This window comes from Nocardia noduli (assembly GCF_019038455.1).
GTDB lineage: Bacteria > Actinomycetota > Actinomycetes > Mycobacteriales > Mycobacteriaceae > Nocardia > Nocardia noduli.
The window spans coordinates 38,404-50,046 of sequence record NZ_JAFMPL010000052.1 but is presented as its reverse complement, the minus strand read 5'-3'; the positions used below and the strand labels follow the sequence as shown (position 1 = coordinate 50,046).

The following is an 11,643-nucleotide window of genomic DNA, read 5'->3' as shown; positions in this document are numbered from 1 at the left end:
TGCTCGAAGAGCACGGGAACCGAGGCGGCGGGCGCGGTCAGCGGCGACGGCCCCGTCGGCGCGGCGATCACGTTCGCGATCGGCGAATTGGCGGCATCGGGCTGAATGGTGGTCTGCAACGGGGTCGCTACCACCGGGGCGGCGACCGCGGCGGGTGCGGCGACAGCGAGCGGCGCGGGCGCGGGGGCCGACATCGCGACCGGCGCGGGTGCGACCGGAGCCGGGGCGGGCGCGACGGCCGCGGCGGGGGCCGCCGGGGCGGACAGCGGCGCCGGACCGGTCGAACCGGCGAGTCCATTGGTGCTGCCGCCGATTCCGTGCTGATCCTGCCCGGTCCGACTCGTGCCGGGCGTCGACTTGCTGTCGAGCCAATCGGACAGATTGTCGATCTGCTCACCGACATTGGTGCCCGCGGCGGTCTTGATCGACAGTTCGGCCGAGGCCTCGACCTTCATCTCGGTGGTCAGATACGCGCCGTTGGGTCCGATACCGAAATCGATCTCGAGTTCGGTGTACAGCGACATCCCCGCGTCGACACCCACGTAGACGCCGAAATCGCCGATGCCGTCGAACAGTTCGGCCGCGTCGACGGCGTCGACCGGTGTGGTGCTCGCCCACGGATTGAACGACGAATGGCCGAAACCGTACGGATTCGCGTTGTCGTCGACCGTATCGGTCAGTTCGCCGACCCGATCCGGCGCGGACGCGTGATGCCTGGCGAAGTCGAACAGATCCGAACCGGGGTTCAGGAATCCGCCGGTGTCGGGCAGGCCGAATCCCAGGCCGGGTCCGGCCGAGCCGCCCGCTCCGCCGCCGTCGCCCTGGCCCGCCATCCAGTCCGGCACCGTCGCTTCGGAGCCGTCGGACGACCAGGACCGCTGGTCGCTGTCGTACCCACTGGCATCGGCGTCGAGGAAACTCGGCGCGCCGGGAAAGTTGTCGGTCCCGTACCCGACGACCGTGTCCTCTTCCGGCGACCCGAACAGCGCCGCCTGCCTGTCACCACTCGCCGCACCGGGCGACGGTGCGGCGAGGACGGTTTCGTCGTGGGAGACGATCGATGGTCGGTGCGGGGCGACCGGCACCGAATTCGGTTCCGGGTCCGGGAAGGTCACCACCGGACTCGGCAGATCCGGTTCGGGGTCGTGGTTTCCGGACCAGCCGGTGCTCCAACTGTCCAGCCGCTGGCCACCGGGTGTTTCGGAGGTACCGCCACTGGAGGCGATCAGTGCGCCGCCCGTGACGTAGGCGCCTGCGCGCGCCACCCGGGCGGCGCCGGTCGCGACGCGATACGCGGTATCTCCGGACGGGTCGGCAGCCTCGGCTTCGTCGCCGTCGAAGGGCAGGTCACGCGTCATGCAAGCTCCACATCTCGGTTCCAGCATCCTCACCGTGCCGGACCGACCGAGTGAAGATCACCTTACGATATTTCCGGAATTCCCAGCTGTCACATTCTCGGGCAAACCTTGCCACGGCGGAAAGACGAACGGTAGCCCCATTTCCGTGGGCGTCACCATCCGGCCACCCCTGCGAATAGTGGCTCTCACCAGCCACTATTAGACGATCGGCCGGGGCCGCGCCGCCAGGGATCCTGCCCGGTGAGGCTGAGAGAATTCTGATGATCGGCCGAGAACCGGCTGAAGATCGTCATGTTCGAAGGTCGTTTCAGCCGGTCTCGCGACGCGGAGACGTGCTACTTCTTGTCTTTCGGCTTATCCGAATCGGAGGACAGCGCGGCGACGAACGCCTCCTGCGGAACCTCGACGCGACCGATGGTCTTCATCCGCTTCTTGCCCTCCTTCTGCTTCTCCAGCAGTTTGCGCTTACGGCTGATATCGCCGCCGTAGCACTTGGCGAGCACGTCCTTGCGAATGGCGCGGATATTCTCGCGGGCAATGATTTTCGAACCGATGGCCGCCTGGATCGGAACCTCGAACTGCTGGCGCGGGATGAGTTCGCGCAGTTTGGTGGTCATCTTGTGGCCGTAGGCCTGCGCGGCGTCGCGGTGCACGATCGCGCTGAACGCGTCGACGGCCTCACCCTGCAACAGGATGTCGACCTTGACCAGCTGCGATTCCTGTTCGCCCGACTCCTCGTAATCGAGGGAAGCGTAACCGCGGGTACGCGATTTGAGCAGGTCGAAGAAGTCGAAGATGATCTCCGCCATCGGCATCGTGTAGCGCATCTCGACGCGGGTCTCGGACAGGTAGTCCATACCGCCGAGTTCGCCGCGCCTGCCCTGACACAACTCCATGATCGAACCGATGAACTCGCTCGGCGAGATGACGGTGCATTTCACCACCGGCTCGAAGACCTTGCGGATCTTGCCCTCCGGCCAGTACGACGGATTGGTGACGACATGTTCGGCACCGTCCTCCATCTCCACCCGGTAGACCACGTTGGGCGCGGTGGAGATCAGGTCGAGGTCGAATTCGCGTTGCAACCGCTCGCGGGTGATCTCCATGTGCAGCAGTCCGAGGAAGCCACAGCGGAAACCGAAGCCGAGCGCCACCGACGTTTCCGGGGCGTAGGTCAGCGCGGCATCGTTGAGCTGCAACTTCTCCAGCGCGTCGCGCAGATCCGGGTAATCCGAACCGTCGACGGGGTAGAGCCCGGAGTAGACCATCGGCCGCGGTTCGCGGTACCCGGTGAGCGCCTCGGTCGCACCGCCGCGCGCGGCTGTCACGGTGTCACCGACCTTCGACTGGCGCACGTCCTTCACGCCGGTGATCAGGTAGCCGACCTCGCCGACACCCAGACCCTGGGTCGGCTTCGGCTCCGGCGACACGATGCCGATCTCGAGCAACTCGTGGGTCGCGCCGGTGGACATCATCTTGATCTTCTCGCGCGGGGTGAGCTTGCCGTCCACCACGCGGACGTAGGTGACGACGCCGCGATAGGTGTCGTAGACGGAGTCGAAGATCATCGCGCGCGCCGGTGCGTCGGCGTCGCCGACCGGCGCGGGCACCTGCGTGATCACATGATCCAGCAGAGCGGACACGCCGACACCGGTCTTGCCGGAGACCCGGAGGACCTCATCGGGCTCACAGCCGACCAACCGCGCCAGCTCGGCCGCGTAGCGGTCCGGGTCGGCGGCAGGCAGATCGATCTTGTTCAGCACCGGGATGATCGTCAGTTCCTTCTCCATGGCCAGATACAGATTGGCCAGGGTCTGCGCCTCGATCCCCTGCGCGGCGTCCACCAGCAGCACCGCGCCCTCACACGCCTCCAGCGCGCGCGACACCTCGTAGGTGAAGTCGACGTGCCCGGGGGTGTCGATCAGGTGCAGCACGTAGTCGGTGCCGTCCACCTGCCACGGCAGCCGCACGTTCTGCGCCTTGATGGTGATACCGCGCTCACGCTCGATATCCATCCGGTCCAGATACTGGGCGCGCATCGCGCGTTCCTCGACCACACCGGTGAGTTGCAGCATCCGGTCGGCCAACGTCGACTTGCCGTGATCGATATGCGCGATGATGCAGAAGTTCCGGATCCGCGACGGATCGGTGAACGTGGTGTCGGCGAAGCTGGCGGGCACTCCACTCCTCATGGGTATCGGCAAACTGCCGTCCATCGTCCCATGGGCACCCGGTCGCGCCCGTCGGCGGTATCGCCGTCGCGCAGGTCACCCTCGTCGCGGAGTGCGCCGCGAACCCGGGGCCTCGGCCCTCGGCCGGGCCGGAGTCCGTCCCGAATCCCGATCCCCACCAGGCGAATCACGTCTCGGATGAGAAGTCGTGACTACGCCGTTATCCTCCTTGGATGGCCCGTACCTGGAACACGATCGGCAAGCAGCTCGGCATCATCGCCAAGGAGCAGGGGCCGAAGATCGTCAAGCAGCAGGGACCCAAGCTCGTCGACAAGCTGGTCGGTAGCCTGACCTCCCGCCGCGGCCCGGCCGTCAAGGTGCGGCCCGCCGCGTCACGGCCCGTCCCCACCCGCGAACGGGCCAGGCAGATCGTCTACTGCCCGCAGATCGACGGCCGCGCGGATCCCGGTGAGATCGTCTGGACCTGGGTCCCCTACGAGGAGGATCCGAACAACGGCAAGGACCGCCCGGTCCTGGTCGTCGGACGTGATCGCCGGACCCTGCTCGGCCTCATGCTGTCCTCGAAGGAGGATCGCGCCCACGACCCGAACTGGGTCGGCATCGGCAGCGGTAGCTGGGATCACGAGGGCAGGCCGAGCTGGGTGCGCCTGGACCGGGTGCTCGACGTGCCGGAGGCGGGTATCCGCCGCGAAGGCGCGATCCTGGCGCGCAAGACCTTCGACGTCGTCGCGCACCGCCTGGTCGCCGAGTACCACTGGAGCTGACACCGGAGACGACAGGAGGCCACCCGCGCACGGATGGCCTCCTCGGACGTTCGGTTCAGCTGACGATGTCGCGGGTGCGGCCGAACAGCAGACCGTAGACGAGCGCGCCGAGGACGCCGCCGATCAGCGGGAAGATGATGAAGGCCCAGACCTGACCGGGCGCTCCCTCCTGGTAGAAGGCGACGCCGAGGCTGCGCGCTGGATTGACCGAGGTGCCGTCCACCGGAATCGAGATCAGGTGGATGACCCCGAGCGTGAAACCGATCGACAGACCGGCCAGCGGGACGTCGGAGATCTGATCGGTCGAGGCGAGCACCACGAAGACCAGCAGCGCGGTCAACATCACCTCGACGATGATCATCGAGGCCATGCCGTACCCGTTCTGCACGACCACCTCGCCGAGCGGTCCGCGTTGGGCCGACGGGCTGTGCGCGCCCCAGCCGTTGGCTCCGAGCCCGTCGACCTTGCGGTTGTAGGACGGCAGATTCTTGGCGAGGGCGAACAGCACCAGACCGGACAGGAAAGCGCCGACCAGCTGTGCCACCACGTAGCCCGCCGCCGTGACGACCGAGATCCGCCCGAGCAGCAGCTGGCCGAGCGTCACCGCCGGATTGACGTGGCAGCCCGAGATCGGGCCGATCGCGTACACCAGGAAAAGCAGTGTGAGACCGAAGGCGAGGGCGACGCCGAGCGCGCCGACCCGATCACCGGCGAGCACCGCCGTGCCGACGCCGCCCATCACCAGAACGAAGGTGCCGAACGCCTCGGCGCCCCATTTCCTGGCATCGGCAATGGGGCCGTCTTCCGCGATTTCCTCGACGAATTCCTGAGCCGTAGGAGACATACCCAGAGGCTATTGGTTTCCCGTGCGAACACGGGCGCACAACACGCTAGGCCAGACGGGTGATTTCGACGAGGACTTCGAGGTCGGTGGACCCCCCGCCGGAGAACACTCCTTTGAGCGGTGTGACGTCCGCGTAGTCGCGCCCGACACCCACCGACACGTGCTGTTCGTTGATGCCGATGTTGTTGGTCGGGTCGTAACCCCACCAGGCACCCGTCCACGCCTCGATCCAGGCGTGCGACTGCCCCGCCACCGTCTCGCCGATCTCGGCGGCCGGATTCGGATGGACATAGCCGGAGACATAGCGACTCGGAATTCCCATGCTGCGCAACAGCACCAGGGTCAGATGCGCGTAGTCCTGGCAGACGCCCTTGTGCTCGGCGAAGGCCTGCACCGCCGAGGTGTGGACCGAGGTGGTTCCGGAGATGTACTCCATGTTCTCGTGCACCCATTCGGCCGCGCGGATCACGGCCTTCGCGGGTGGCACGCCCTTGGCGAGTTGCCTGGCGACGCCGTCGAGTTTGCGATCACGCGGCACATATTCGGTGGGCGAGAGCATTTCGTCGAAACGGTCGACGAGTTGTTCGTCGTGTATTTCCTCCCAGGACAGTTCCTCGGCGGGCCCGGCGAACGGCTCGGTTTCCACGACCGAGGAACCGGTGACCTCCAATTCGATATGCGGGGCGTGCAGATCGAACGCCGTCACCGCGGTGCCCCAGTAATCGGTGTAGCGGTAGGAACGGGTCGACGGCACCGTCTCGACCCGATTCAGGATGACGTTCTGTCTGCTGTCCGCGCGCGGGGTGAGCCTGGCCTCGTTGAAAGACCGGGTGACCGGGGCGTCGTACACATATCCGGTGGTGTGAACCACACGCATCCGCCAACTCATAGCTCGCCTTCCACCTGCACTCGGCTGTCCTGGCTGCTGCGCAGGTCGGTCCACGCGACCCACGGGGCCGCGTGGAAATACTGCAACGCGATCGCCTCGCTCACCTCGCGGCAGGTCTTCTGCAACGACAGCAGGCGATTCTGCAGATCTTCCAACAGAACTCCCGGCGGCAGGAACTCGAGTTCGCTACGGGCCCGGCCCAGGAGTCGTTGCGCCTCGTGCCGAGCGCCCACCCGACTGCTCGGACGCTGATCCAATTCGGCGAGGCAATTCTCGGCGACCCGCACCGAATGGAAGACCGAGCGCGGGAAAAGCCGGTCGAGCAGGATGAATTCGGCGACCAGATTCGCGTCCAGCGCACCGCGGTGGGTGCGCAGATACGTGTCGTGCGCGCCCGCCGAACGCAGCACGGTCACCCAGGCGGGCGAGGAGGTCCGGTCACCCGCGCGCGAGAGCAGCAGGCGCACGGTCATATCCACGCGTTCGATGGAACGGCCGAGCAGCAGGAAGCGGTAGCCGTCGTCGCGGCTGAGCGTCGAATCGGAGAGTCCGGCGAACATGGCCGCGCGGTCCTTGATGTAGTGGAAGAACTCGTGCGGGCCGAGACTGCGCGCGGCCTTCTCGGTGACCGCGAGGCCGATATAGGTCGCGTTCAGGCATTCCCACATCTCGCTCGAGGTGACCTCGCGCGCGCCCCTGGCGTTCTCGCGGGCGTTGGCGATCGAGTCGATGATCGAACCGCCGTGCTCGTGACTGAAGGCGACCAGATCGGTGACCGACCACACATCGAGGACACCCTCGGGCGGTTCGATGCCGAGCACCCGCAACAGCACCCGGGAGGTGCGGTCGGGATCGACGGTGGCGTCCTCGAGCAGTTGGTGCACCGCGACGTCGAGGATGCGGGCGGTGTCGTCGGCGCGCTCGACGTAGCGGCCGATCCAGTACAGGGATTCGGCGTTGCGAGCCAGCATCAGCGCACCTCGTCGTTCGTCTCGTGCCGCTGTCCGCGCGACTGCCGCTGGGTCTGTGTCTGCGTCTGGCTCTGTGTCTGCGTGGCCGACAGCCGGTCGGCCTGCTGTTGCTGCTGCTGTTGCTGATTGGCCTGGTGCGCGGTGAGGTCACGGCCGAGTTCGAACGCGTCGGACTGCGGCGGATCGCTCACCAACTCCTCACCCGCGAGTTCCCGTTCCTCGGGCGAGGTGCGCCCGGTCAGTACCCAGGTGTCCTTGCTGCCGCCGCCCTGGCTGGAATTGACCACCAGCGAACCTTCCGGCAGCGCGACCCGGGTCAGGCCGCCGGGCAGCACCCAGATGTCCTCACCGTCGTTCACCGCGAACGGGCGCAGGTCCACGTGGCGGGGTACCAGCTCGTTGCCGATCTTCGTCGGCACCGTCGACAACTGCACCACCGGCTGCGCGATCCAACCGCGCGGATCGGCCCGCACCTTGCGGCGGACCGCGTCCAGTTCCCGCTGGGTCGCGTCGGGGCCGATGACGATGCCGTATCCGCCGGAACCCTCGACCGGTTTGACCACCAATTCCTCGACGCGATCGAGCACTTCGGCGCGTTCGTCGTCCAGCCAGCACCGGTAGGTGTCGACATTCGGCAGTACCGGTTTCTCGTTGAGGTAGTACTGGATGATCGTCGGAACGTAGGCGTAGATGAGTTTGTCGTCGCCGACGCCGTTGCCGACCGCGCTGGAGATCACCACGTTGCCCGCGCGGGCCGCGTTGAGCACGCCCGCGACGCCGAGTACCGAATCCGGCCGGAAATGCATCGGATCGAGATAGATGTCATCGATGCGGCGGTAGATCACGTCGACCTGGCGTTCGCCCTCGGTGGTGCGCATGTAGACGAAATTGTCCCGGCAGAACAGGTCGCGGCCCTCGACCAACTCCACACCCATCTGCCTGGCCAGCAGCGAGTGTTCGAAGTAGGCGGCGTTGTAGACGCCAGGGGTCAGCACGACCACGGTCGGATCGGCCTCGTTCGGGGCCGCCGACGCCCGCAGCGCCCGCAGCAGGTACGCGGGGTAGTCGCCGACCGCGCGCACCCGGTGCGAGAAGAACAGGTCGGGGAACACCCTCGCCATGGTGCGACGGTTCTCCATGACGTAGGAGACACCCGACGGCGAGCGCAGATTGTCCTCGAGGACACGGAAGTCGCCGCGTTCGTCGCGGATCAGGTCGATACCGGCCACGTGGATGCGCACCCCGTTGGGCGGCACGAGCCCGGCGGCTTCCCGGTGGAAGTGCTGGCACGAGGTGACGAGTCGTTTGGGGATCACGCCGTCACGCAGGATGTTCTGCTCGCCGTAGACGTCGGCGAGGAACAGTTCCAGTGCCACCACGCGCTGCTTGATGCCGCGCTCGAGCTTGTTCCATTCGGCCGCCGCGATCACCCTCGGCACCAGATCGAGCGGGAACGGGCGTTCCTGCCCGGACAGCGAGAAAGTGATGCCCTGATCGATGAACGCACGGTCCAACGCGTCCGAACGGCGCTCCAGATCGCCGACATCGAGCGGCGCGAGAGCTTGGAAAATGCCGCGGTAGGGCTGGCGGACGCGTCCGGAACCATCGAACATCTCGTCGAAAGCACCTGCGAAACGCCCCGGTTTATAGCCTTCGAACAGGCCTGACGTCTGGGGTCTACCGTTTCCGTTCACACTCCCATTGGACCCGTTCGGGTTCGGTGGGGCGGATCGGACCGAACGTGTTGGGGAAGCGGGAGTCATGCAAAAATCGTGCAACACCCAGCTGCAATGCTGTGTGTGACACAGGTAAATTTCTTGCATCACCTGTGCGGCGCACACTGAAAGTCCGGTTAACAGACCTGTTGGTCAGTAGCCGCGGGCATATCGCCGACACCGCCGCGACCTGGTCGGCGGACCGCCGATTTCTTCTGCCGGTCCCCGTGCTGGTACCCTCGATCTTCGGCGTTGCGTTACTCGATTACTCCGGGTGTGTCGCACGCGAAAGCTTAGTCGGAAACAATTCTGCCCAGCACACCACTCAGCGACAGGAACACGAGGAAACAGGCGTGGCCAACATCAAGTCCCAGATGAAGCGGATCCGTACCAACGAGGAGGCGCGCAAGCGCAACCAGTCGGTCAAGTCCGCGCTGCGCACCGCGATCCGTAGCTTCCGCGAAGCCGCCGATTCCGGCGACAAGGAAGCTGCCGCCGCGCGCCTGCAGTTCGCCAGCCGCAAGCTGGACAAGGCCGCCTCCAAGGGCGTCATCCACGCCAACCAGGCCGCCAACAAGAAGTCGGCCCTCGCGCTGGCCCTCAACAAGATCTGATCACCCCGGTATCGCTCGATACCGATCGCAGTGGCGTAGCCGCCGTGGCCTCGATGACCACGGCGGTTTTTGTCGTGCCTCGCACCATCTACCGGGACATATGCGCCCCACCCCGGACGAGTTCACCCGGTAGTAGCCAGGATGTCGGTGCGGACCGCTACGATTCCGCGCATGGTAACCGTGTACGCGAATCAGACTGTGGTCAGAGCCGAGGATCTGCCGGATGTCATCCGGGCCGCCGAGGTGTTGGGGTTCGGGCTGAAAATCGAGAATGTCTTGGTCCCGGACGAGGACGGCGGCTACTCGCTGGAGTGGATCGTCACCCGGGACGAGGATGTGCCCGCGTACGAGGAGTGGGAAGGCCGCTACGAGGACGTGGAAGACGACGAGGAGTTAGTGCTCACCGCCGCCGAATGAACCACGCCTACGGTGCCGGGTCGGTTCCGATCCGACCCAGCGCCACCCGGAATCCGGATCGGCCGCGCGGCAGACGATGATCCGCTGATCGGGGTCCTGTACGGCATCGAGACCGAGGGCCCCGCAATCGGGTGGGCCGCGCGATGTGCGGCACGACGAATTTCTGTCGGAGGCCGTGAAGATCGACGGCGCACGCCGACTACTCAGTTCACACAGGGCACGCTGTCGCCGCTGATCGTCGCGACGGGTTTACCGGCATTCGGTGTCGGAAGGGCGGATTCGGTGCTCGGTGTCGGCGTTGTGGCTACCGACGTGGTGGTCGTCAGCTCCGCGGGCAGGGTGAAATCCCCGCCGATGACGACTTCGAGTCGATCCGCCGACACGGCCGAGGACTCGGCGATCGCGAGCCCGCCGAGGGTATCGGCGAGTTGTCGCGCCTCCGCCTCGGCCGCGGCGCCGGAGTAGTAGACGGTCGTCGCCGAACCCGCCCCGGCACCCGCGTTGCCGACCGTGCCCGGTGGATAGCCGCGCGTCTCGAGCGCGGCGGACACCGTGGCCGCCATACCTTTCGAACCGCCCGCGTTGACGACGTCGACGGCGCGGGTCGGTCGGACCGGCGGGGTCGTCGGCTCCGGCTCACCGAAAGCGGCACGCACCTCGCGGCGGATGGCGGCCGCGTCGATGATGTTCACATCCTGGCCGTCGACCACGTCGTAGCGCAGCACCGGCAGGGTGCGGAATTCGACGGCGGGGCTCCGGGCCGAACCCACCGTCCGGAGGAAATCGCTGACATTCCAGCCGTCGGAGAGCACGACATTGCGATGCGCGACGTCCATCAGCGACGAGAATTTGCCCATGTCGGTGAAGGTGCCGGATTTGCGCAAGTCGAGAGCCACCGAGGTGAGGAAGGCCTGCTGTCGGTGGGTGCGATCCAGATCGCCGTTCTCCAGGCCGTGCCGCTGCCGGACGAAGGCCAACGACTGCGCGGGATCGAGGCGCTGGCGACCCGCGGGAAAGTCCGCGCCGGAATACGCGGCGTCGCGCACCGGCCGGTTCAGGCAGACCTCGACGCCGTCCAGCGCCTTCGCCAAGTCGTAGAACCCGGACAGGGTCACTTCGGCGAACCGGTCGATCGGCACCCCGGTCAGATTGCGGACCGCCTGGATGACCGAGGCGCGGCCCGCCTCCCGCCCGGCGCGCTCGAGTTTCACCCGGTCCGTTTCACCCGCCGCCGACAACTGCTCCTGCACCACGGCCTTCTTCAGCCCGTAGGTCTCCTTGATCTTGGCGTGCGTATAGCCGGGTATTCCGGTCACGGCGACGTAGTCGTCGCGGGGGATGGATACCGCGGTGATCTTCGACATGTCCGCCGGAATATGTACCAGGATCAGGGTATTGGCGTTGTAGCCGCCCTGGTCGCCGTCACCCGCGTGAAGTTGATCGAGGATCTCCTTCGGCAGATCCCTGCCGCTCTGGTCCTTCCTGCTGTCGAGCCCGATGAGCAGAATATTCATATCGCCGTCGAGCGAGCGTGGCGTGTCCTCGCCGAGCGCGTCCGACCGCAGGAACCCGTCGTCGAAACTGCTCTCGGTCGCCCATCCCACCGCCGTCCCCGCCAACACGACCGCCGACAACGTCCCCGCCACGAATCTGACGGCCGTCGTGGCGATCCGACGCGCGGACCATCGCCGCGACGGCCTCGGTTCACGCGCACGACGCACTCGACCGTGCCGCACGGCACGGTCGGAGGTATCGATTCCCGGAATCGGAGTGGTCGGCTCATCCATGGTCGTTTTCCAGTCTGGCACAACACATGTTGCCGATCATTTGCCATATAGCGCCCCGTTACGCCGCTAGCGATCACGACGCACGTGCGCGC

The 11,643-nt window shown here is 66.4% G+C and carries 9 protein-coding genes and 1 pseudogene; 3 read left to right on the top strand and 7 right to left on the bottom strand.

The window, feature by feature from the left end:
* Both JZ792_RS24525 and lepA read right to left on the bottom strand, forming a co-directional pair.
* Window positions 1-1,358 (bottom strand): annotated as a pseudogene (locus JZ792_RS24525) (hypothetical protein); the annotation flags it as partial.
* Window positions 1,359-1,693: 335 nt separating this feature from the next.
* Complete coding sequence (gene lepA, locus JZ792_RS24520) at window positions 1,694-3,574, bottom strand: translation elongation factor 4 (protein WP_308165434.1); 1,881 nt, start codon at window positions 3,572-3,574, stop codon at window positions 1,694-1,696.
* Between the two features lie 188 nt (window positions 3,575-3,762).
* Between lepA and JZ792_RS24515 the strand changes: the two genes are divergently transcribed.
* Entirely contained in the window at window positions 3,763-4,314 is a 552-nt protein-coding gene (locus JZ792_RS24515; protein WP_216913779.1) for a type II toxin-antitoxin system PemK/MazF family toxin, read from the top strand.
* Window positions 4,315-4,369: 55 nt separating this feature from the next.
* Here the strand turns inward: JZ792_RS24515 and JZ792_RS24510 are convergent, their stop codons facing one another.
* The 4 genes from JZ792_RS24510 to JZ792_RS24495 are packed head-to-tail and all read right to left on the bottom strand — an operon-like array spanning window position 4,370 to window position 8,631.
* Window positions 4,370-5,158 (bottom strand): aquaporin, encoded by a 789-nt coding sequence (locus tag JZ792_RS24510; protein ID WP_216913777.1) that lies wholly within the window; start codon window positions 5,156-5,158, stop codon window positions 4,370-4,372.
* Window positions 5,159-5,204: 46 nt separating this feature from the next.
* Window positions 5,205-6,047 carry a transglutaminase family protein gene (locus JZ792_RS24505; RefSeq protein ID WP_216913775.1) on the bottom strand — a complete coding sequence of 281 codons (843 nt, stop codon included), beginning with the start codon at window positions 6,045-6,047 and terminating at the stop codon, window positions 5,205-5,207.
* Window positions 6,044-7,018: an alpha-E domain-containing protein gene (locus tag JZ792_RS24500; protein WP_109523803.1), complete on the bottom strand. Its 975-nt coding sequence runs from the start codon at window positions 7,016-7,018 to the stop codon at window positions 6,044-6,046. The genes JZ792_RS24505 and JZ792_RS24500 overlap by 4 nt, the downstream gene beginning before the upstream one ends.
* Window positions 7,018-8,631, bottom strand: coding sequence for a circularly permuted type 2 ATP-grasp protein (locus tag JZ792_RS24495; RefSeq protein WP_405180156.1), 1,614 nt, complete (start codon window positions 8,629-8,631; stop codon window positions 7,018-7,020). The genes JZ792_RS24500 and JZ792_RS24495 overlap by 1 nt, the downstream gene beginning before the upstream one ends.
* A 455-nt stretch (window positions 8,632-9,086) precedes the next feature.
* Here JZ792_RS24495 and rpsT point away from each other — a divergent pair, with 455 nt between their 5' ends.
* Entirely contained in the window at window positions 9,087-9,347 is a 261-nt protein-coding gene (gene rpsT, locus JZ792_RS24490; protein WP_109523805.1) for a 30S ribosomal protein S20, read from the top strand.
* 171 nt (window positions 9,348-9,518) lie between these two features.
* Window positions 9,519-9,764: a hypothetical protein gene (locus JZ792_RS24485; protein WP_216913771.1), complete on the top strand. Its 246-nt coding sequence runs from the start codon at window positions 9,519-9,521 to the stop codon at window positions 9,762-9,764.
* 203 nt (window positions 9,765-9,967) lie between these two features.
* Here the strand turns inward: JZ792_RS24485 and JZ792_RS24480 are convergent, their stop codons facing one another.
* The gene (locus JZ792_RS24480; RefSeq protein WP_216913769.1) at window positions 9,968-11,551 is read right to left on the bottom strand and encodes an LCP family protein; all 1,584 of its coding nucleotides are present in this window, start codon (window positions 11,549-11,551) and stop codon (window positions 9,968-9,970) included.
* Window positions 11,552-11,643 lie beyond the last annotated feature (92 nt).